The sequence below is a fragment of the Gallibacterium melopsittaci genome (assembly GCF_042433085.1).
GTDB classification, from domain to species: domain Bacteria; phylum Pseudomonadota; class Gammaproteobacteria; order Enterobacterales; family Pasteurellaceae; genus Gallibacterium; species Gallibacterium melopsittaci.
Genome location: NZ_JBHLWA010000049.1, coordinates 42,062 through 65,041 on the forward strand (window position 1 = coordinate 42,062; position 22,980 = coordinate 65,041).

Annotated in this window: 15 protein-coding genes; 6 read left to right on the forward strand and 9 right to left on the reverse strand. The window is 36.7% G+C overall.

All coding sequences use genetic code 11. From position 1 onward, the window contains the following. The 6 genes from gloB to ACFFHT_RS10110 all read right to left on the reverse strand — a co-directional run bounded on the left by gloB (position 1) and on the right by ACFFHT_RS10110 (position 9,639). Entirely contained in the window at positions 1-699 is a 699-nt protein-coding gene (gene gloB / locus ACFFHT_RS10085) for a hydroxyacylglutathione hydrolase (protein WP_382375858.1), read from the reverse strand. Position 700: 1 nt separating this feature from the next. Next, a complete protein-coding gene (gene recD / locus ACFFHT_RS10090) occupies positions 701-2,629 on the reverse strand; it encodes an exodeoxyribonuclease V subunit alpha (protein ID WP_382375860.1) in 1,929 nt (642 codons plus the stop codon). 5 nt (positions 2,630-2,634) lie between these two features. Then, entirely contained in the window at positions 2,635-6,213 is a 3,579-nt protein-coding gene (recB, locus tag ACFFHT_RS10095) for an exodeoxyribonuclease V subunit beta (protein WP_382375862.1), read from the reverse strand. A 65-nt stretch (positions 6,214-6,278) separates the two neighbouring features. Continuing rightward, positions 6,279-6,635: a DsrE/DsrF/TusD sulfur relay family protein gene (locus ACFFHT_RS10100; protein ID WP_382375864.1), complete on the reverse strand. Its 357-nt coding sequence runs from the start codon at positions 6,633-6,635 to the stop codon at positions 6,279-6,281. Between the two features lie 9 nt (positions 6,636-6,644). Beyond that, entirely contained in the window at positions 6,645-7,952 is a 1,308-nt protein-coding gene (locus ACFFHT_RS10105; RefSeq protein WP_382375866.1) for an NCS2 family permease, read from the reverse strand. A gap of 109 nt (positions 7,953-8,061) precedes the next feature. Next, on the reverse strand, positions 8,062-9,639 hold the full coding sequence (locus ACFFHT_RS10110; protein WP_382375868.1) for a DUF2813 domain-containing protein: 1,578 nt from the start codon (positions 9,637-9,639) through the stop codon (positions 8,062-8,064). Between the two features lie 215 nt (positions 9,640-9,854). Between ACFFHT_RS10110 and ACFFHT_RS10115 the strand changes: the two genes are divergently transcribed. From ACFFHT_RS10115 to ACFFHT_RS10135, 5 genes are all read left to right on the forward strand, one after another. Continuing rightward, entirely contained in the window at positions 9,855-10,763 is a 909-nt protein-coding gene (locus ACFFHT_RS10115; RefSeq protein ID WP_382375870.1) for a LysO family transporter, read from the forward strand. A 246-nt stretch (positions 10,764-11,009) separates the two neighbouring features. Continuing rightward, positions 11,010-12,647 (forward strand): class I SAM-dependent DNA methyltransferase, encoded by a 1,638-nt coding sequence (locus ACFFHT_RS10120; protein ID WP_382376135.1) that lies wholly within the window; start codon positions 11,010-11,012, stop codon positions 12,645-12,647. Further along, positions 12,644-13,951: a restriction endonuclease subunit S gene (locus ACFFHT_RS10125; RefSeq protein ID WP_382375872.1), complete on the forward strand. Its 1,308-nt coding sequence runs from the start codon at positions 12,644-12,646 to the stop codon at positions 13,949-13,951. The genes ACFFHT_RS10120 and ACFFHT_RS10125 overlap by 4 nt, the downstream gene beginning before the upstream one ends. A 140-nt stretch (positions 13,952-14,091) precedes the next feature. After that, complete coding sequence (locus tag ACFFHT_RS10130; protein WP_382375874.1) at positions 14,092-15,036, forward strand: FmdB family zinc ribbon protein; 945 nt, start codon at positions 14,092-14,094, stop codon at positions 15,034-15,036. Positions 15,037-15,128: 92 nt separating this feature from the next. Next, complete coding sequence (locus ACFFHT_RS10135; RefSeq protein WP_382375876.1) at positions 15,129-18,299, forward strand: type I restriction endonuclease subunit R; 3,171 nt, start codon at positions 15,129-15,131, stop codon at positions 18,297-18,299. 38 nt (positions 18,300-18,337) lie between these two features. Here ACFFHT_RS10135 and ACFFHT_RS10140 read toward each other — a convergent pair whose 3' ends face one another. Next, positions 18,338-19,378 carry an AI-2E family transporter gene (locus ACFFHT_RS10140; protein WP_382375878.1) on the reverse strand — a complete coding sequence of 347 codons (1,041 nt, stop codon included), beginning with the start codon at positions 19,376-19,378 and terminating at the stop codon, positions 18,338-18,340. A gap of 71 nt (positions 19,379-19,449) precedes the next feature. Between ACFFHT_RS10140 and folX the strand changes: the two genes are divergently transcribed. Further along, entirely contained in the window at positions 19,450-19,818 is a 369-nt protein-coding gene (gene folX / locus ACFFHT_RS10145; RefSeq protein ID WP_382375880.1) for a dihydroneopterin triphosphate 2'-epimerase, read from the forward strand. Positions 19,819-19,880: 62 nt separating this feature from the next. On the opposite strand, the gene ACFFHT_RS10150 is transcribed toward folX, so the two are convergent. Both ACFFHT_RS10150 and ACFFHT_RS10155 read right to left on the reverse strand, forming a co-directional pair. Continuing rightward, positions 19,881-20,309, reverse strand: coding sequence for a universal stress protein (locus ACFFHT_RS10150; protein ID WP_382375881.1), 429 nt, complete (start codon positions 20,307-20,309; stop codon positions 19,881-19,883). A gap of 3 nt (positions 20,310-20,312) precedes the next feature. Beyond that, on the reverse strand, positions 20,313-22,964 hold the full coding sequence (locus ACFFHT_RS10155; RefSeq protein ID WP_382375883.1) for a TRAP transporter permease: 2,652 nt from the start codon (positions 22,962-22,964) through the stop codon (positions 20,313-20,315). Positions 22,965-22,980: the final 16 nt, after the last annotated feature.

The window sequence follows — 22,980 nt, forward strand, 5'->3', positions numbered from 1 at the left end:
CTAAAACTTATCCTTCGCTTGGCGTAATGCCTTAAATTGTTCTACATTTTGGCAACGCAAAAATGGATTTAATGTCTTTTCTAAACCTAATGTCGTTGGTACAGTTGGCTGATGTTGTTGCCGTAAGCTCTCAATTTTGTTGGCATATGCTGCCAGAGCATCTGAATTCTCAACGGATTGCACAAAACGTAAATTACTTAATGTATATTCGTGAGCAGGGCAAACAATCGTTTCATCTGGCAGTTGCTTTAATTTTTCCAAAGAAGTAAACATTTGTACATAATCGCCTGTAAAGACTCGTCCACAGCCTAAGGAAAATAAGGTATCACCACAAAATAGATGATTATCCACAACATAACTAATATGCCCAGCAGTATGTCCACCTGTTGCCAACACTTGCAGCGTATAATAAGGCGTATGGTAAATTCCTGCATTGATAATATGAGTCGCTAATGGCATTCCAACCTCTGCTGGAGCATAAACAGGCACATGAGGATAGATTTTACGTAACTTTTCTACTCCACCGATATGATCAGAATGATTATGGGTTAATAAAATCGCCTCTAATTTTAGAGATGAGTTGGCAAAAAATGATTCCACAACATCTGCTTCACTAGGATCGATTAATAGGGCGTGTAAATTATCTCGACTATAACACCAAATATAGTTATCACTTAATGCTGGAATAGCGACTAACATCTTATTCCTCTCCATAAAAATAATGTTTAATCTGTGCAGCCAATCCACTGGCACGATAGGTACGACTACGCACTGCATTTAGCCAAATCGCTTCATCACTAAATACAGTGAAATATTCCTTTGCTCGGGTAATCGCTGTGTAGATTAATTCTCTCGTTAGCAACGCATTATACTCTTGTGGCAACACTAATACAGCATGATTAAACTCTGAACCTTGTGATTTATGTACTGTCATCACATAAGCAGGCTCCGCACTCGGAACTCGGCTAGGTAACACATCCCGAAAACTTTGTTCCGTTTCAAACCAGACTTTCAAATTTCCCTGTTCATCTGGCAATACCAGACCAATATCACCATTAAATAGCCGCACATTATGATCATTTTGTAATACGATCACAGGCTTACCTAAATACCATTCATGGGTAGCACGGAAAGTTACTTGTTTCTGTTGTCGTAATTTGTCGGCAATTTGTTGATTAAGTTGTTCTACCCCAAATGGACCACTTCGCAAGGCACTTAATAAGCGACAACGTTTAAATAATGCAAAAGCCTGTGCAATCTGTGGCAAATGCCAACAGGTTTGTTGATGAATAAAGGTAAAATACTCTTGATATAAAGCAGTAGCAAATTGCACGATCTTGTTATTCTTTTCACCAAACTGATATTTAAATAATGGTAAGGCTTGAATATCATCATAATTATCAAACAGTTGCCAGCTCTGCTCTGCTTCCCCTTGATTAACGGCATTAGCTAATTGCCCGATACCTTTATCTACGCTGAATCGATAGCTATATTGCAAATGACATAAGCTATCACGGATAAAATTTTGCTGTGCTGTAATAGCTAAATGTTGACCACAGACTCGCTGCAAATAGTCTGCTTGTATTTGGCTATACGCTAATGGTAGAAATTGCCCTAGTTCTGCCATAATTGATCCAGCTTCAACGGAAGTTAATTGATCTTTATCACCGAGGAAAATTAATCTTGTATCTGGATGGACACCACGCAGCAACAGTGCCATTGTGGTTAAATCAATCATTGAAGCTTCATCTACCACTAATACATCAATATTTAATGGGCGTTGTTGATGATAAGTTGGTTGACTATTTGGTCTCATTCCCAATAAACGGGAAATCGTTGCTGCTTCTTGTGGTAATTCTGTGGTTAAATCCAGTGGTAATTGGATCTGTTGTACTGCTTGATGCAAGGATTCCGTTAAACGAGTTGCTGCTTTTCCCGTTGGTGCAGCTAAACGAATCGATAATGGTGGTTGTTGTTGTAATTGTTGTAACCACTGCAAGCCTAATAATAGTTTTGCGACTGTTGTGGTTTTTCCTGTACCTGGCCCACCTGAAATAAAGGTGATCGTTCTGGAAAATGCAGTTGCTACGGCAATCTTTTGCCAATCAGGTTGTGGGGCAGTGGATGTAAACAGTGTGGATAAAATTTGCCCAATATAGGTAAGTTGTTGTGATGTATGAGCAATCGTTTGACTCTTGGCTAAACGTTGGGCGATATAATGTTCATCCTGCCAAATACGATGGAGATAACAGATTGTATTCTGTTCAAGCTCACGAAATATAATCGGTGTTACCTGCTGTTTATCGCTAGAAAAAGCAGGATGCAACAATAATTGTTTTTGCCATTCAGAAACAGGGATAACCGATAATGCTTGACGTAACTCATACAGTAGAGGCTCCCATTCTGGTAATAAAGCCAACTCAAATGGATCTGCAATCAACTCTTCGCTTAAATATAAGCAACTATGCCCACGTTGATGATAAAAACTTAATAGTGCAGCCAATACGGTAGCAAGATTATTTACTTTAGGATCTAATGTTGTCCCTTGTTGATAAATCAACTTAGCAAAGTAGTAATCAATCTGTTCAATAATCGTTGCATCACATAACTGCCGTAAGATTGTTAACATTATTGTTATTCCCAAAGTTGATCCAATTTTTCAATTAATTCAGTGGCAGGTTTTGTGAAAAAAATGCCTGTTTGTGAATGATCTGCCACTGCCATACCACGAAGAAAGAGATAAAACACACCACCAAAATGTGTCGCATACTGATACTCAGGATCACGTAATTTCAGATAACGGTGCAACGCCAAAGTATAAATCAGATATTGCAAATCATAACGTTGTGATGAAATCACTTTTTGCAGATTGTCTGGTTGATAGTAACTCAATTTATCACCTAAAAAATTACTTTTATAATCAATGATATAATACCTATTGTTATATCTAACCACTAAATCAATAAAACCTCGAATAAAGCCCTGAATCTCATCAATTTGAATTGGATACTGTTGATCATATAAAGGATGATATTGATGCAAAATTTGGTTAAATTTTTGATTATTAAATAATTTTCCTAACTTAAGATAAAACTGTAATTCCATTAGTTTATCTTTATAACTAATTTGCTGTAATGCACCTAATTCAGGCAATGGTTTGTTTACCAGTTGGGTAAACCAAGTTTGTAACGGTATTAACCAATCATCAGTTAAATTAAGCAGTTGACATAATGGCTTAAAACTTTCTAACTCGATAGGTTGAGTAAAATTTAAATTTTCTAAATAACGGTGCAGACATTCACCAACATTAGCTCCTTTTGGAAAGTCAAATGGAGAAAAATTAACTGGATACAAAGCTGCACTTAACTGCTCGGACGGTTCTGCTAATACTTCTGCTTCTAGCTGAACTTCTTGATCAATATAATCTTGGGCAAGATCAATAAAATGCTCATTATAAATTGCTTGTAATCTCGCTTGTAAGGCAGTAAAGCTAGTAACTCGCCAATTTTTCTCGATATTTTGCTCAAACGTTTGTACAGTAATCGCTTGTTGATGAAATAAATTTGGTCGCCATGGATCGTATTCCAATAGTTCAATTTCATTGAGGATTTGCCAATTTTCTGACGACAAAGCCCGATCAAATAATGCCAGATAACTCGACTCAGTTGCTAACGTTTCCCCCTGCACTAATAAGTAATCCAAAGGCGTCAATTTTTCTATTGTCGTTTTATCCTGAGGAAATGGTGATGACGGAACGCCGACAATGAGTTGATATTTGGCTCGAGTCAATGCCACATACAACAGTCGCATATTTTCCGCTCGGTTTTCTAAATCCACCTGTCCATTTTCTGTTTTCGCAATATCCCAAATGAGTTGATTTTCCCCATTATGATAAAAAGACACGTCTTCTCGTGTTATACGATCTGAAGGTGTCATAATAAATGGCAAACAGACTAACGGAAATTCCAACCCTTTTGACTTATGAATGGTGATAATTTTTATCACCTCTTGTTCTCGTTCTAGGCGTAATCGATTTTCTTCAGTACTCGCTTTGTCACTAAGCTGTTGTTGATACCAATTTAACAGTGCTTCTTCATTTTGTTGTTGATTCATTGCTTGTTGCAGTAGCTCACTTAAATGCAATAAATCCACTAAATAACGTTCTCCTAACTCAAATTGTTGTAAGCGTTGTGGAATTTTTTCGGTTTGAAATAACTTATACAACATCGGTAACACGCCTTGAGTTTGCCAAATATGACGATATACCAATAAACGCTCAATCAATTCTGCCCACTGCTCTTCATTTTCTTTGAGTTGATAGATCTCTGCAGCCGAAAATGCCCATAGAGTAGAACCAATCGCTGATAGGACGGCTCGTTCGTTAAATGGCGTAAAACAAGCTTGTAATACCAAATATAAATTTTGGGCAATGACGCTATCAAAAACATTCGAATTTTCAGATAAATAAACTGATGCTATTCCTTTTTTAGCTAATGCTGTACGAATAATCTGACTTTCTTTTCCATTTCGCACTAAGATAGCAATATCTTGTGCAGCAATTTTCCGCTGTATTGCATTTTCAGGATCTTCAACAAAATAGGCTTGTTGCTGTTCAGATAATTTAAGTAATTGTTGTAGATAGTTCGCATACATTTCTGCGATTGCACGTTGGTACGATTCTCTTTTCTTATGCTCTTCTGCTAATTGCAACATCTGCCACGCTGGTTGCTTTGCCCCATTTATCTCAAGATAACCTTGGTTATGGGCTTGAATAGGCGGAAATTCAATATTTTTTAAGTAGAATGGATTCTCTGCTTGGGTATAAAGTTGATTCAAACTTTCGATCAACCCTACTGCAGAACGATAATTATGCTGCAAGGTATAAACATTAGTAATACTATGTTCACGCTGACTATCCATAACAGATAAATAAGTAAAAATATCGGCACCACGAAAACGATAAATCGCCTGTTTAGGATCGCCGATAACCGTAAAGCTAGCTAATGGATAATCTGGCTTTGTAATCAGATAAATTTTCTCAAAAATCGCTAATTGAATCGGATCGGTATCTTGAAACTCATCAATCATCGCAAACGGATATTGTTGACGAATAAGACGGATTAATTTCTCTGCTTGTGGTTTATATAGGGCATCTCGCAATAAACGTAATAGATCATCGAAGTTTTTCTCATTATGGCTATCTTGATAACTAAAAAGACGTTCCCGCAATAACTGAATATACAGATAATTCATACTGGCAACATAAGTTTCTTGCGAAAATTGTGTAAAAAATTTTTCTAATTCAAGGATAAGTGATGGTAGTGAGATAACTTCTCCTTTATAAAATTTAATTTCTGTTAATTGTTTTGCCTTTTTTAACTGTAATTCAATATCTTTTTCTGGTGTTAAATAACTTTGAATTCTTTTCAGACTCACTTTTTGAATGGCTGAATTTTTATGTTCATACCACACTTTAAAATCTGCTAAATATGCCGCTTCAATCGACTTAAATTTCGCTAGCTGTTGCTGGTAATAGGCTAAACCTGATGCTAAATCATCAAATAATAGTTTTTGCGTAATTTGCGGCATCTCACCAGATAGCAATTTTTCAAATTTATCAAATACCTTATCTGGTGATCCAAATAGTTTCACAACATATTCGGCTTGTTCGCTATCTAGAGAATAAAATTGTTCTCGCCATAATTGATAATTGATTTGACGTAAACGTTCTTTGTCCTTCTCACCTACAGAAAATTCAAAGGATAAACCAGAATCAAAGGCATATTGGCGTAAAATACGTTGGCAAAAACTATGAATAGTAAAAATTGCTGCTCGATCAATATATTGAGACGCAAAGGTTAAACGTTGAATAGCTAAAGGCAAATTAGCTTCAATAAAAGGTAATAATTTAAGTAATTCCTGATCGCTAATTAATGTTTTATCTTGCTGCTGTTGATATTGTTGTAGCTGTTTTAACCATAACTGAATCCGTTGATTAATCCGTTGACGTAGTTCTTTGGTCGCATCTTTGGTAAAAGTTACGACTAAAATCTGCTCAATATCTAATGGTTGTGGAAAATTATTCTCGCCAGCTTGCAGTAATAAGCGTAAATACAGTGTTACCATCGTATAGGTTTTTCCAGTACCCGCAGAGGCTTCAATCACATTATTTTGTGCTAATGGAAGAGATATTGGATTCAGTTGTGTTTTCATTATTTATCTTATTGTTAGAGAGGAAAACGCCGATCTATCACAATCGGCGTTTTGGTTATTTCATATTAAAAAGTAAGGACTTTATCTGCCCACAATGTCCATTCTGCGACATCAGCTAAAGTACCAAGCGTAACACCATCAATTAATGGATGTTGTGATACCGCTCGTGCATTCGTACAAGTAGTGCAAAGTTTTACCTCAACGCCTAACCCCGTTAAAATCGTTAATAACTCTTGTACATTTGCCCCTTCTTTTGGATTTTGTCCTTTTAATCCAGATAATACCGCATCAGAAAAACAGAAAATTTTCATTTCAACTTCTTTTGCGTGTTCTTCTTTTAATGCCAACGCAAAACGTAATGCATTAAATGTTTTTTCTCCGCTATATGGCGAATCATTCAAGATATAAAGGAGTTTTTGCATAATAAATCCTTAATCTATAAAGATAATTTTAAGTAAGAATAATACGGCAATTAACCATACTGGCACACTGACCTCTTTTGCTTTGCCAGTAAAGAGTTTCATAATGCAGTAGCTAATAAAGCCAAGTGCAATACCTTCAGTGATAGAATAAGTAAATGGCATCATTGCAGCCGTAATAAATGCTGGCGTTGCTTCAGTAAGATCATCCCAACGCACTTTAATCAAAATAGATGACATCAGAATGCCCACATAAATTAATGCACCCGCTGTTGCATAAGGTGGCACAATTGAGGCTAATGGTGAAATAAAGATCACCAATAAGAATAAAATACCGACAACAATTGCTGTTAATCCTGTACGACCACCTACTGACACGCCTGCACTACTTTCAATATAAGCAGTAACAGAGGAAGTTCCTAAATAAGCACCTGTAACTGAACTAATACTGTCCACATATAAGGCTTGTTTCATTTTTGGGAAAGTCCCTTGTGCATTACTAATTCCAGCTTTATCGGTTACGCCAAGTAATGTTCCTGAAGAATCGAAAAGGTTAACCAACATAAAGGAGAAAATAATTCCTAGTAAATCACCACGTAAAGCTCCCATCAAATCAACTTGGCCAACAACAGAGGTAATACTTGGTGGCATAGAAAAGACCCCTTGGAATTGGGTTTTACCAAGTAATAATGATAAGACTGTTGTCACAACAATAGAGATTAAAACAGAAGCGTGGATATTTTTAGAGGCTAAAATCACAATAATAAAAAAGCCTAAAATACCTAATAATACGGTTGGGGAATGTAAATCACCTAAAGACATCAAGGTTGCTTCATTTGGGACAATAATTCCCGCATTATGGAATCCCATTAATGCAATGAACAGACCGATACCTGCAGTAATCCCTACCCTCAAGCTAAGCGGAATTGAAGAGATTAACCAATAACGAATTTGGAACAAGGTTAATGCCAATAAGCCAACTGCACCCCAGAAAATTGTTCCCATTCCAACTTGCCAAGATAAACCGATTTTACTCACTACGACATAAGCGAAGAAAGCATTTAGTCCCATCGCTGGCGCTAAAGCGACAGGTAAATTGGCAAATAATCCCATAAAAATACTACCAAAAGCAGCAATTAAGCAGGTAGTAACGAAGACAACTTTCGTATCCATTCCTGCCACCCCTAAAATTGATGGATTAACGAATACGATATAGACCATTGTGAGGAAAGTTGTGATCCCAGCGATAATTTCTGTTTTCACATTGGTATTATGTTGTTCCAAGTGAAAAAATTTCGCCAAAAGGCTTTGATTTTGCATAAAAAAACACCTGTAAAATAAATAAAAAAAGAAAGGAAAAGCAATCACAGGCTTTTCCTTTTAATTCTAGCAAAACTCCTCAAATTTTTGGCGGAAATTTTTTGTTTTTTTATGCTCCCTGCTCTTTTGCAATTAGCAACATTTTAGAAAAAAGACGGCGAAACAAAACGGGGATTAACTGGTTATTACTCTGTTTTACTACCTTAACAATCGCTAAAGCTAAATCTGGTTTAGAGGTATTTTGAATAGCACGTTGAATAATTTGTGATTTTGAATAATTGTATTTTTCTGGTAAACGAGCAAGATGTTTAAACACTTCTTCAAAGCCATTATCATAAAAATAATGCTCAATATCTCGCTTCGGTAACATCGTGATTTTATCCAATGCGTGTTCATTTTCTTGTAATAACTCTTCGGCAATCGTGGCATATTTTCGTCCAGCTTCATCACCATCGGTCAATAAATGCCAACCAATTCCCATTAAATTTGCATATTTAATCAATGGCTTAATCCCACATTGAGCAAATTCAACAATCCGAATTCCCTCATTTTCTAAATTAATATCTAATACTTTGGCTAGCTCATTGAGAATCCAAACTTCAGTTTCCCCTTCAACAAACATCCAAACTCGTGAAAATAACGCTAAGCTACGATTATAGTGAATATGAAATGTTAAACGCCGTAGATCAACTTTACCTAAATCGTGGCGATCTAATTGATAAGATTGAATTCGCTCCTCGCCTCGTTCTAATCGACAGATAGAATGTAATGGCACATTCGATAACAATTCAACTGAATTGGTTGTCACTAATCGTTGTAATGGAATATAACTTAATAATTCCCACATAATTGCCATTAAGCGAGGATGTAAACGTGATTCTGGATCTTCAAACAGTAAAATCGGGTTGCTGACTTGGGAAAATAGGCTTTTATCCTCTGGTAGAAAGTGTTTCACTAAATAAACAAAAAAGTAGCGTCTTAATTTTTCATCACCTACCCGTAATTGTTCCGCCAATTTTTTCGCTTGTTGCCATAATACACTGGTATCACCAACCATAACTTGTGGTTTACGTTCTAAAATAAAGTAATAACGCAATAGGGTCATCACCGCTGAAAAAGCAGCAACTGTTTCAGGAGTAAGATTTTTACTGCATTGAATAGGTTGCAGATCAAAAGCCTGCTTCGATAAACGCGCATCACGAAAACGATAAACGGTATGTCGTTGTAATAATCTGGCGACTAATTTACTTTGTTGTGCTGGTTCTAGCGATACCACATTACCCTGTTGATCAATAAAACTATAAGTTGTAACAATATCGCCTGATGCAGTTCGTTCACCAAAAACACGCAAATAAATCCGAGCAAAACCATCTTCATGTTCCATAGCAACTGCCATTAAAAAATGTTGTGTCGGTTGTTGTAGCTCTTGTGGAGAAGATTCACTAAAAGTAAATAAGAGATTAATTGAAGTCATTTTTTGTGCTTCATTGTCTTGTACACGATAGAAAAAATCATCGGCTTGGAATTGATAAGGCTCCGCTTCTTTATTAAAAATTAAACTAAGTAAATCTAATAAACTGGTTTTTCCCCACGCATTTTCACCAATCAACACCATATTGGAACGTAATTGGAAGGATAAGCGGTGGATACCTCGAAATCCTACGACTTCAATCTGTTTTAGATACATATCAGAATCCTTATTTGTTTTTTTGCGTATCATCTTAACATATAGTACCAATAGATACTGAATATCATCAGATTACTGATGCGCCGAATTTTAAGAAGAATTAAATTTCAACTTCTAAAGCAAAATCTGAAAAATACTAATTTATTTGACATTGACCACTAATACCCGATACATTGACGCCTTTCTATTATTTTTCACCTTATTTTTTACTCGATATGTTAGAAAGTTTAGCGATTGTCTTAGTCCCATTATTTTTAGGTTATTTAATTAAAAGTAACAACGTCACATTTATTCACTGGATCAATAAAGGCATTATGGTGTTGTTATACCTGATTTTATTTGTGATGGGATGTTCATTAGGACAATTAGATAATCTTGCACAAACTTTGCCAAGTATTGCGATGAAAGCTGTCGTCTTTAGCTTAATTATTCATGGGTTAAATATTGCCAGTTTAGCGTTATATGATCGCCGTTACCCTGCACCAGCAACAAAAGCAACCAAAAATATGCCCTCAAGACTCAAACTGATTTGGGATTCCACTAAAATGTGCAGTATGGTGGTAGTTGGTTTCGTATTTGGTTTGTTAAGCAAAAATTATTTCCTGATTCCTCACGGTTCAAGCACTTATGTTTTAATCATTTTGATTTTATTGGTCGGCATCCAACTGCGTAATAGTGGCATCAATTTACGTGAAGTATTCTTTAATAAGCACGGTATCGGGATCTCTATTGTATTTACGATTAGTTCATTAGTAGGCGGTATTATTGCTGCTTTATGTTTAAGTTTACCGATTTCACAAGGGCTAGCGGTATCATCTGGTATGGGCTGGTATTCGCTTTCCAGCGTATTATTAAATGATGCTTGGGGACCAATCTGGGGTAGTATTGCATTCTTTAATGATTTATCACGTGAAATCGCTAGTCTATTCTTAATTCCGTTATTTATGCGACATTATCGTGCTACCGCCGTGGGTTTAGCGGGTGCTACCGCTTTAGACTGTACCCTACCTATTATTCAACGTTCAGGTGGCGTAGAAGCCGTACCATTAGCGTTAAGTTTCGGTTTTATTATCAATTTATTGGTACCAGTGCTATTGGTATTTTTTAGTAGTATTCCTTTATAAAGTAAGTTTACAAACAAAACTAACTCCAATAATTACTCTCTGTCAGATCCCTAAAAGGTATGTCATCTTTTAGGGCGAAACCTAAACTCACTTAGCAACAATAGCCTATTGATTCTCCAATATAATTTGTAATAATAACGGGTCGATCATTACAACCAATTTTCAAGGAGCTTACACTATGACAGACAGACAGACAGACAGACAGACAGACAGACAGACAGACAGACAGACAGACAGACAAGCGTAATTGCTGATAATCTGGCTGGTCAAGCCTTTTTAAACGAACTTGATAATAGATTATGGCAATCCGCCGATAAACTCCGCCAACAGCTTGATGCAGCTAACTATAAACACGTTGTTTTAGGTTTTATTTTTCTCAAATATATTTCCGATAATTTCACCGCTTTCCAAGACAAACTCACCGCCAATTTACAAAATCCCAACCACGACTTATATATTGATCCTGATGACTATGATGAAGAAAGTTATCAACAATTATTAAATGATGAATTAGAAATTCGGGATTATTACACCGCTGAAAATATCTTTTGGGTGCCGATAGAAGCCCGTTGGGACAATCTAAAAAAATACGCACGCCTTGCCAAAGGTGCCGACTTACCTTGGGGTAGTAAGTTCAAAGGCGTTGCCAATATGATTGATGATGCTTTTGCGGCGATTGAGCGTGAAAATGACAAACTCAAAGGCATTATCCAACGTATTTCTAGTTATCAAGTCGATGAAAAAACCTTAATTAGCTTGATTGATCTATTTTCCGATACCAGCTTTAGCAAACCGACTTATAACGGCGAACCTGTTTCTTTGGCAGCAAAAGATATTCTCGGACACGTTTATGAATATTTCCTTGGGCAATTCGCCCTCGCCGAAGGCAAGAAAGGTGGACAATATTTCACACCAAAATCGATTGTTACCTTAATTGTTGCTATGCTTGAGCCGTACAAAGGACGTGTCTATGACCCTGCAATGGGATCGGGTGGATTTTTTGTACAAACGGAAAAATTTATCCAAGCCCATCAAGGCAAAATCAATGATGTTTCTATTTATGGGCAAGAATACAACCCGACCACATGGAAACTTGCCGCAATGAATATGGCAATTCGTGGTATTGAATTTGATTTTGGTAAAGGTAATGCCGACAGCTTCACCAATCCACAACATATCGATAAAAAGATGGATTTTGTGATGGCAAATCCGCCGTTTAATATGAATGATTGGTGGAGCGAAAGCCTCGCAGGCGATCCTCGCTGGCAATATGGCACCCCACCAAATGGCAATGCCAACTTTGCTTGGTTGCAACATATGCTGTTCCATCTTTCGCCAAAGGGCAAAATGGGCTTGTTGCTTGCCAATGGTTCGATGAGTAGCCAAACCAACAATGAAGGCGTGATTCGTGAAAATCTGCTTAAAGCCGATTTTGTGGAATGTATGGTGGCATTGCCGGGACAACTGTTTACCAATACGCAAATTCCTGCCTGTATTTGGTTTTTAAACAAAGCCAAAGCCCGTAAAGGCGAAGTGTTATTTATTGACGCACGCCAAATTGGTTATATGAAAGACCGTGTTTTGCGTGATTTTACCGCTGAAGATATTGCCAAAATCGCCGACACCTACCACGCATGGCAACAACAAAAAAATTATGAAAATATTGCAGGATTTTGCTATTCCGCCAGCCTAGAAGAAATTCAAAAGAATGAGTTTGTATTAACGCCAGGTCGTTATGTTGGAGCAGAAGAACAAGAAGATGACGGTATTCCATTTGCTGAAAAAATTGCTGAACTTACCGCACAGCTAAACCAACAGTTTGCAGAAGGACGAAAGTTGGAACAACAAATTCAACAAAATTTAGCGATATTTGGGGGAAAATGATGGAACAAGTTTTATTATCCGATGTAGTAGAAACGGCTAATACTGGTTTAGATGCTATTCGTAGAGCACCTATAGTAAATTTTGAAACAGATATTCGCTGTTTGAGAATACAGGATATTTCGCAAAACAAAGATATTTCTCATTGGGGGTTTACAGAGGTAAAACCGCAGGATTGGGAAAAATATCAACTAATAAAAGACGATATTATCATGGCTAGGACTTGTTCTACGGGAATTAGCTTTTTAGTTCGTCAAAATATGAATGCTGTTTTTAATAATGGATTACTTAGAATAAGAGTAAAAAAAGACAAAGTTCTTCCTGAGTATATTTATTATGTTTTTAAATCACAAAATTTTGCTAACTATATTGATGGCATATCAGGTGGAACTTCTGTTCAATTAAATATGAAAATTGGTGATGTTTTAAAATATCCTCTTTTTATTCCTAGTTTTGATATTCAAGATAAAATTGTTAAACAATTGTCTGTATTAGATAAAAAAATCCAACTCAACACCGAAACTAACCAAACTTTAGAAGCTATTGCACAAGCTATTTTTAAACATTGGTTTATCGACTTTGCCCCGGTACATGCCAAAGCCAATGCCCTTGCAAACGGACAAACTACTGAGCAAGCCGAACTGGCAGCCATGGCAAGTATTAGCGGAAAAAACATCGAGCAAATTCACGCCTTGGCAAAAGAAAATTCGCCAGCCTATGAGCAACTCAAACAAACCGCCGCCGCTTTCCCTAGTGAATTTGTAGAGAGTGAATTGGGTAAAATCCCGAAAGGGTGGGAAATAGATGGAATTAGCAATGTATGTAGGGTTGTTTATGGTAAAGGCTTACCTAAAAATAAATTAAAATTATCAGGATATCCTGTCTATGGAGCAAATGGAGTGATTGGGTATCACGACACGTATCTATATAAAGATAGACAAGTATTAATTGGTTGTCGTGGAACTGTTGGAAAAGTATCGGTGAGTGCTCCTTTCTCTTTTATCACTAGTAACTCTCTTATTGTAGAATATAGCAACAGTAGTCTGAATTTATTTTTTTTAGAAAATTATTTAAAAAATATAGATTTATCTATTTTTTCATCTGGTTCTGTTCAACCTCAAATCACAATACAAAATTTATCAAAATTAAAAGTACTTATTCCATCAAAAAACATATTAGATATATTTGATATGACCGTAAAACACCAATATTTTTACATTTATAAAAATACAGATGAAACCTATTATCTATCTGAAATAAGAGATACCTTATTACCAAAATTATTAAATGGGGAGATTGAGTTATGAAATTGAGTAGGTCGGATATTTATATCCGACAAAGAAATGAACAGAAATCACGAAATGTCGGATTTAAAAATCCGACCTACAAGGCAACATTATATAAAATATTTAATTATTTTATAGCATATAACCTTTAAGGATTTTTTATGAATATTTTAAATAATGCAATTTTATCAATTCAACTGGGTATTGAAGATTTCGAACAAATTCCTGACAATCCCAAAAGAGTTTACTCATCAATGAGAAATTTATTTGCTGGTATGCTTTTATTATTTAAGCATAAACTTGTACTATTGAGCCCTATGGGTAGTAATGAGATATTGATTAAAGAACGTATTTTACCGACTTTAAATAATGATGGTGAAATAATTTGGTTAGGAAATGGAAAAAAGACAGTTGATGTTCGCTCTATAAAAGAAAGATTTAAAAATTTGAACATCTCTGTAAACTGGAATGAATTTGATAAAGCAAACGAAATAAGAAACAATATTGAGCATTATTTTGAAGAAACAAACATTGATTCAATTCGTACAATCATATCTAAACTTTTTCCAATAATGCGTGATTTTATCATTGAACATTTAAAAGAAAATCCTCAGAAACTAATCGGCGATACATATTGGGAGTTTTTAATGACAGAAGTTCAAATATATATTGATCATAAACAAACCTGTCAAAAGTCTTTAGAGAGCCTAACATTTTTCAATAATACTGTAGCAAATATTATAATAAATAAAGCTAATTGCCCTAAATGTGGTTCAGAATGTATTCTTCCAATATCATTAAATAGCAATGCAGATACAGTAAATTATATATGTCAATCTTGCAAAGGTGAATTTACTTACGAAGAAATAGCTATTTTAGCTATAGAAAATCATTACTCTGTAGAAAGGCATTTCGCTATAAAAGATGGAGAAGACGATCCTTTAACTTATTGCCCTGAATGTGGTGAAGAAACATATATATATGAAGAAGAAATGTGTGCAAGTTGTGGACACGAAGCTAATCATATATGTCCTTTGTGTGAAAATACGACGGATATTTTAAATGAAATGTGTTCATATTGCCAATATAAGTTAGATAATTACTAGAGTGTAGATCGGATATTCCAATATCTTAGTAGTGCATATATATTGCGAAATTTAAAAATCTAATCTACATCATTAAAGAGAGAGATTGAGCTATGAAACTCGGCATTAACGAATCTGTGATAGAACAACAAGCCATTGATACCCTGCAAAATCTCGGTTGGCAATATGCTTACGGCAAAGAAATTTTAGCGGATTGCCAGTATCCTTGGCGGGAAAATAGTCAAGAAGTGATTTTATCGCCCCTATTGCACGACGCTATCGCCAAACTCAATCCGCAACTACCGCCGGACAGTATCGATGAAGTCGTCAAAACTATTCGCCATTTTGAACAAAATTACCTCGCCGAACGCAATAAACAATTTTATGGCTACCTGAAACAAGGCGTACCTGTGCGTTATATTGCTCCAACTGGCGAAGAAAAAGTTGAATATGCTCGCTTAATTGATTTTCAACATACCGAAAATAATCACTGGCTTGCTGTCAATCAATTTGAAATTACAGGCAAACGTGGCAAACGCATTCCCGATTTAATCTGCTTTATCAATGGCTTACCATTAATCGTATTTGAATTTAAAAATCCATTAGATGTACAAGCCGATTTACAAAAAGCATTTAACCAACTACAAACTTATCAACAAGATATTGCCGATCTATTTATCTATAACCAATTACAAATTATTTCCGATGGTACCACCGCACGAGCTGGCTCACTAACCGCAGATTTTGCCCGCTTTATGCCGTGGAAAGTGGTTGATGAAAAACAACAAAGCCAACGCATTGATTTCTCGGATGAGTTGTCTGGCTTATTAAACGGCTTAATGTTACCTGAAAATATTTTGGACTATATCCATTACTTTATTACCTTTGAAACTAATACCAAAGGAATGGTTATCAAAAAATCGGCAGCGTATCATCAATTTTATGGGGTGAATGAGGCGGTAGAATGCACGATTGCCGCTCACGAACAACATAGCCAAAAAATCGGTGTGGTCTGGCATACGCAAGGTTCGGGTAAATCGCTCTCGATGCTTTTTTATGCAGGCAAACTGATGAGCCAAGCTGAACTACAAAATCCCACTATTGTGGTGGTTACCGATCGCAACGACTTAGACGGTCAACTGTTCGCCACTTTTAGCACAGGCAAAGAGATTATTCGCCAAGAACCGATTCAAGCCGATGGGCGTGAAGCATTACGTCAAGAACTAGCAAAACGAGAAAGTGGCGGTGTGATTTTTACCACCATTCAAAAATTTGCCTTGGTTGAGGGCGAAAGTCGCCACCCTGCCCTAAATGATCGCCATAATATTATTGTGATTAGCGATGAGGCACACCGCTCGCAATATGGCTTTAATGCCAAACTGAATGAACATGGTGAATATCGTGTCGGTTATGCCAAACATTTGCGTGATGCCTTGCCGAACGCTTCATTTATCGGTTTTACAGGAACGCCGATTAGCCTTGATGACAAAGACACTCAAGAAGTTTTTGGGCGTTATGTGTCGATTTATGATATTCACGATGCGGTGGAAGATGGGGCAACGGTGCCGATTATCTATGAAGCGCGCCAAATTACATTAAGCGAAAGCAAAGAATATCAACAAGCGATTGCTGAAGCACAAAATCTGATTGATGAAGATAAAAACAGCTATAACTTCCGCTTGCGTGAACAGTTAATGGGTGCCGATAGTCGCTTGGAAAAATTAGCTAAAGATTTGGTACAACATTTTGCAACCCGCACCCAATTAGCCGATGGTAAGGCGATGGTTGTAGTGATGAGTCGGCGAATTTGCGTCAAACTCTATAATGAGATTATAAAACTGCGTCCCGACTGGCATAGCGATGATATTCATCAAGGTGCGATAAAAATTGTGATGACAGGTTCTGCTAGCGATCCCGAAGAGATGCAACCACATATCTACTCTAGTGAACAGAAAAAAGAACTGGAAAAACGCTTTAAAAATCCAGATGATCCGCTAAAAATGGTGATTGTGCGTGATATGTGGCTAACGGGATTTGATGCCCCTTGTTGCCATACGATGTACATTGATAAACCAATGCAAGGGCATAATTTGATGCAGGCGATTGCACGAGTGAATCGGGTGTTTAAAAACAAAAGTCGTGATAACGGTGGCTTGATTGTTGATTATGTCGGCTTAACCGAAGAATTACGCCAAGCGACTAAACAATATACCAACGCAGGCGGTAAAAGCGATGTAAAAATCGATATTGATACAGTATTCGATAAGATGTGTGAATATGTCGCCATTATTCGTGATCAAATGAGAACACCTGTTGATGGTAAGATAATTGATATAGCAAAGGCATTAGCACTCACTGAACCCCAAGAAATTTTAACGCTTATTCGCCAAGCTGCTTCTCATATTCTCGGTTTAGATAGAATTGCCCCACCGCCTCAACACGGTAAAGACCAAACACCACGCAAGAATGCCTTTTTACAAGCCATTCGCCAAGCAAAAAAAGGTTTATCACTCTGTGGTTCATTACCGCAAGTTGAACCTTATCGGCAGGAATTGGCATTTTATGATGCGGTGCGTGCGACTATTGTTAAACCCGAAAATGATGGCAATCACTCTGCCAAAGAACGTCAATTACAACTGTTAAAATTACTCAATCGTGCGATTCAATCTGACGGCGTAGTTGATTTATTCGATTTACTCGAACAAGAACGCCCAAATATCAATTTATTATCCGATGAATTTTTAGGCATTATTGATAAAAGCGACAGTAAAGATTTATGGTTGGTATCGATAGAGGGCTACCTGAAAGGCCAAATTCGTGATAGAGCCGCACGCAATTTAGCAACGCAAAAACGTTTTGAGGAAAAACTCAAACAAGCGATGAACCAATATCACAACCACAATCTAACCGTGATGGAAATCATCACAGAATTGGTAGAAATGGCAAAAGCCTTACAAGCAGAATTATCTAAAGGTGAACAACTTGGGCTTAATGCTGCCGAAATGGCGTTCTATGATGCCTTAGCACAAAATCAAAGTGCGGTAGAGTTGATGGGCGATAAAGTATTGGTCAATTTGGCACAAGAAGTCACCAAGACATTACGTAAATCGATTAGTATTGATTGGCAGCATAAAGAATCAGTGCGTGCCAAAATGCGGGTTTTGATTCGCCGAGTACTGCTTAAATATAAATATCCACCAGACTTACAATCTGCTGCGATTGAGTTTGTATTGCAACAGGCGGAAGTAGTAGCGGATGAGTTGAGTTCTGAGGGAGATCGTTGAAAAGATATCATGAGGTTGGGTATATAACCCAACCTACATCACTTCCCTTCTCCCAATAAATCAGCATATTTTTTGGTTTTTTCGCTGGATTCTAAAGCGATTTTAACAGCCATTGTGAGAGGCACCGAGAGCAACATTCCGACTGAACCTAATAACCAGCCCCAGAAAATTAAGGAGATAAAAACCACTAATGTAGATAATCCAAGTGTTCTGCCCATCATACGTGGTTCAATAATGTTGCCCATTACCATATTGATGACTAAAAAGGCTATTGCGACAAATAAGCCATCACTATAACCATTTAAAATTAAGGCTTGAACAATGACTGGAATCGCTGCTAGGACAGAACCGATATTAGGAATATAGTTAAGCAAAAAAGCAACCGTTCCCCATAACACCGCATATTGAACATCTAACATCACTAATGCTGCCCACACTAAAATCCCCGTCACTAAACTGACAAAGGTTTTAATTGCTAAATAGCTAATCACACTACTTAACACACGTTGGATATTTTCTAACTCTTTACGTTCTTGTTTATCAGCAAAAAATATTGCTAACTTTTGTTTCATACTTTGTGCTTCAAACAGCATAAATACCACAATCAACAACAACAGAAATCCATTGGTAATTACGCCGGAAATACTCGCTAATAAACGCCGAATTAAGCCCATAATAATATTTGGATCAAGATGTTCTTGCACAATATTGGTTGGAATAAAACGATAAAGATCAAAGCGTTCCATAATCGGAGCTAAACTCGCAATCCGTTGTGCTAATAATTGTTTATAGGTAGGAATCGAAGCAGAAAACTCATTTATCGCATTACCGACTAAACCTGCAAATGACGTAAGCGTAATCACAATTAAACCTAATAAGGCAATTACTGCGAGCCATAACGGTACTTTCAGTTTCACTAAGAAATTAATTAATGGTGTACAAATAATGGCAAGAAAAAGGGCTAAAAGAAAAGGCACGACAATTTCAACAGCAGATTTAATTCCAGCTAAGATAATCACTAAACAAGCCAACACAATCATCACATTTTTGATATTTTGCTTGGCACTCGGGTTTTCCATACGATTTCCTATTCAATCTCATTTTTAATCTGGGCTATAATAACAAAAAACCTATCTAAGAAGGAGTTGTTATGCCAATTATTAATTCAGCCACGATTACGATTAGTGATTTACGCTTACGCACGTTTATTGGAATTAAAGAAGAAGAAATTAATAATAAACAAGATGTCGTGTTGCAAATTCAACTTGGTTATAACTGCGAAAAAGCCAGTCTTAGCGATAATGTTGAAGATGCGCTCAATTACCGCACTATCACCAAAAAAGTGATTCAATATGTCGAAACCCACGAATTTGCGTTGTTAGAAAGAATGGTGCGTGAAGTGTTAGAAATTGTAGCAGAACCTGAAGCAGTAGAATGGGCAGAAGTAGAAATCGCAAAACCTTTTGCTTTACGTTATGCGGATTCTGTGTCGCTACGTTTGCGGTATGAAAGAGATTAATATTCTATTAAAAACAAAGGCTTAACATTTTTTTGTTAAGCCTTTTTGATGTTATTTATAAATTAACGCAAAATCAGAATTGGTTTTTCACTAAAACGTGCTACTTTGACGGTATTAGAACTTAAACCAGGTTTGCCTGGTTTAGTTGCCATCATAATAATCAAATCGACATTCTTCTCTTGTGCCAAAGTATTAATTTCCTCATACACAGTACCGTGTGCCACAATATGTTGCACTTTGCACTCTTTCGGGAAATTTTCTTCAGTAAAAGCATGTAGGCGTTTATGTGCTTCAGCTAATACATCTTTGTCAAAATTACGTGGCAATAAAGAAGAAACAAAGCTATTTTCTAATGGTGGAATAATACTGACAACACGCAATACCGCATCAGGATTACCTTCCGTCATTGCTAAGGCGGTTTTTACCGCCTTTTTCGCTCCCTCTAAATAACTTAAATCGACCGCAATTAAGATTTTATTAAATAACGCCATCTTTTATTTCCCCTCTTTTCTGGCTCGGCGACGTTGATTCCAAATTAATCCAGCTAAAATCAATAGTGCTGGAATAAACATCCACTCTTTATTCAATGATCCTTTCATTGGAATAGAAACATCTAGAATAACTTGATCCCAATTTAGATTTGCTTTCGCTGCTGGCGAATCAATTTCGACATTATCAATGATAATCTTGTTAATTTCCTCACCATCAACTTCCACTTTTTCGCCTGTCGCTAATAAGGTTAAGCCCATTTTTTGCAAACGTTCTTCTCCTGTTTCACCTGCTGGTACTTTCAATTCTGCATAGAATTCTATTGGTTTACCATAAGGGTTAATACCAGATACTTTTAACATTAATGGCTCACCAACTGGCGAATGTGCCACTTGTTCTACTAAATGATCTGGTTGGATATGACGTTGACTTGGTGAAACATATTCCATAAAGAAGCCTGGTCTAAATAGCATAAAGGCAACTAATAATAAAACGATAGTTTCCCACCATTTATTTTTGGTCATAAACCAGCCCATTGTGGCTGCCGTAAAGGCAAACATCGCTATTATTGCGACAAAAAAGACTAAGACTGCATGGAAGAAATTCACATTCAACAGTAAGAGGTCTGTGTTAAAAATAAATAAGAAGGGTAATAACGCAGTACGCATACTATAGAAGAATGCTACCATACCCGTTTTAATTGGATTACCACCAGAAACCGCAGCCGCTGCAAAAGAGGCTAATCCTACTGGTGGAGTTACATCTGCCATAATACCAAAATAGAATACAAATAAATGCACAGCAATTAATGGTACGATTAAGCCATTTTGGCGCCCAACTTCAACGATAACACCAGCCATTAATGAAGACACAACAATATAGTTTGCTGTCGTTGGCAAGCCCATCCCTAAAATTAAACTAAAACCAGCCACAAGGATTAGCATTAATAAGAGATTACCCATTGATAATAATTCGATAATACCTGATAACTGTATGCCAAACCCAGTTAATGCAACTACCCCAACAATGATCCCTGCAGTTGCTGTCGCAATCCCAATACCGATCATATTTCTTGCACCAGTTTCCAAACCGTTGACTAATTCTTGCCAACCTTGTTTGAAATATTCTACAAAATGACCTTGTTTGCGGAAATAGGCTAATAATGGACGTTGTGTTAATAAAATAACAGTTAATGCCATAGTTCCCCAGAATGCAGATAATCCTGGAGATAAACGCTCTACCATTAAGCACCAAATCAAAATCATCACTGGTAATAAGAAATGCAATCCTGCATTCACAGTTGGTTTTGCTTTCGGTAATACCACCACTTCTTGGTTTGGGTTATCAATTTCTAGATCAGGGAAAGTAGAAACACGATATAGCAATAACACATAAATAATCGCAAGTAACACACAAACAATAATAAAGGCAAAATCAGGCGTCACTACTTTTAACCATCCTAATCCGAACTCAACAACAAAATATAATGCACAGATAATGATAAACGTTGAAAGTGTGCGTAACACTGTTACAACCCATGGTTTAGCAACATCTTGACGAGGTAAACCTTGTAAATTCAACTTACAAGCCTCTAAATGCACAATATAGACTAAGGCAATATAAGAGATAATCGCTGGTAAAAAGGCGTGAGTAATCAATTCGTTATACGGCATATTGATATACTCGATCATTAAAAATGCTGCAGCTCCCATTACAGGCGGCATAATTTGCCCATTTACTGAAGACGCAACTTCAACTGCACCTGCTTTTTCTGCTGAGAACCCAACTCGTTTCATCATTGGAATAGTAAAGGTACCTGTTGTTACCACATTAGCAATTGATGAACCAGAAATTAAGCCTGTTAAACCAGATGCCACCACAGCAGCTTTTGCTGGGCCACCACGCAAATGTCCTAAATATGCAAAGGCTGTTTTAATAAAGTAATTACCCGCACCTGCTTTATCCAATAATGCACCAAACAATACAAATAAGAATACATATTTGGTTGATACACCTAATGCAACGCCGAATACCCCTTCAGTGGTTACCCATTGTTGATTGATAATATGTGATAACGTTCCTGTACGATGGCTTACTAACCAGCTGCTGGGGAAGAATTGTCCAAAATAGTTATAAAGCAAAAACACAATCGCAATCACGACTAATGGTAAGCCTAAACTACGCCTTGTACCTTCTAGTAATAATAAGATACCAATGATACCCACAATAATATCTTGTAAATTTGGCGCTCCAAAACGGGTAACTAATTCATTGTAAAAAATGATTGGGTATAAACAAAGTACTGCACCAACTACTGCAAAAATCCAATCAATTACTGGAATATGCTGTTTTGGAGAACGTTTAAATGCTGGATAAGATAAATAAGCCAAGAAAATGGCAAATGCCAAATGAATTGATCGTGCTTTAGTATCATCAACAACGACATTAAGATGTAGTCCTAAACCTTTAATCGCCTCTTGTAACCAAAATGGTAATGGTGAGGCATAATAAATTTGGAACAGTGACCATGTAATCGCCGTCCAAATAATTACATACTTAGAAATACCATAAGGATTTCGACCACCACTATCATTTGAGGCGACCATATCCTGAAGATCATCAAGATCAACAGTGTTTTTCTTTATCTCTGAGGTCATTTCTTCTCTCCTAAAA

What these genes read in the sequence shown, in the direction of transcription:
- ACFFHT_RS10125 (WP_382375872.1), top strand. Translation starts at nt 12,644, where the DNA reads ATGATGGAACAAGTTTTATTATCCGATGTAGTAGAAACGGCTAATACT.
- ACFFHT_RS10105 (WP_382375866.1), bottom strand. Translation starts at nt 7,952, where the DNA reads ATGCAAAATCAAAGCCTTTTGGCGAAATTTTTTCACTTGGAACAACAT.
- ACFFHT_RS10150 (WP_382375881.1), bottom strand. Translation starts at nt 20,309, where the DNA reads ATGGCGTTATTTAATAAAATCTTAATTGCGGTCGATTTAAGTTATTTA.
- recB (WP_382375862.1), bottom strand. Translation starts at nt 6,213, where the DNA reads ATGAAAACACAACTGAATCCAATATCTCTTCCATTAGCACAAAATAAT.
- folX (WP_382375880.1), top strand. Translation starts at nt 19,450, where the DNA reads ATGCCAATTATTAATTCAGCCACGATTACGATTAGTGATTTACGCTTA.
- gloB (WP_382375858.1), bottom strand. Translation starts at nt 699, where the DNA reads ATGTTAGTCGCTATTCCAGCATTAAGTGATAACTATATTTGGTGTTAT.
- ACFFHT_RS10130 (WP_382375874.1), top strand. Translation starts at nt 14,092, where the DNA reads ATGAATATTTTAAATAATGCAATTTTATCAATTCAACTGGGTATTGAA.
- ACFFHT_RS10135 (WP_382375876.1), top strand. Translation starts at nt 15,129, where the DNA reads ATGAAACTCGGCATTAACGAATCTGTGATAGAACAACAAGCCATTGAT.
- recD (WP_382375860.1), bottom strand. Translation starts at nt 2,629, where the DNA reads ATGTTAACAATCTTACGGCAGTTATGTGATGCAACGATTATTGAACAG.
- ACFFHT_RS10110 (WP_382375868.1), bottom strand. Translation starts at nt 9,639, where the DNA reads ATGTATCTAAAACAGATTGAAGTCGTAGGATTTCGAGGTATCCACCGC.
- ACFFHT_RS10140 (WP_382375878.1), bottom strand. Translation starts at nt 19,378, where the DNA reads ATGGAAAACCCGAGTGCCAAGCAAAATATCAAAAATGTGATGATTGTG.
- ACFFHT_RS10155 (WP_382375883.1), bottom strand. Translation starts at nt 22,964, where the DNA reads ATGACCTCAGAGATAAAGAAAAACACTGTTGATCTTGATGATCTTCAG.
- ACFFHT_RS10100 (WP_382375864.1), bottom strand. Translation starts at nt 6,635, where the DNA reads ATGCAAAAACTCCTTTATATCTTGAATGATTCGCCATATAGCGGAGAA.
- ACFFHT_RS10115 (WP_382375870.1), top strand. Translation starts at nt 9,855, where the DNA reads ATGTTAGAAAGTTTAGCGATTGTCTTAGTCCCATTATTTTTAGGTTAT.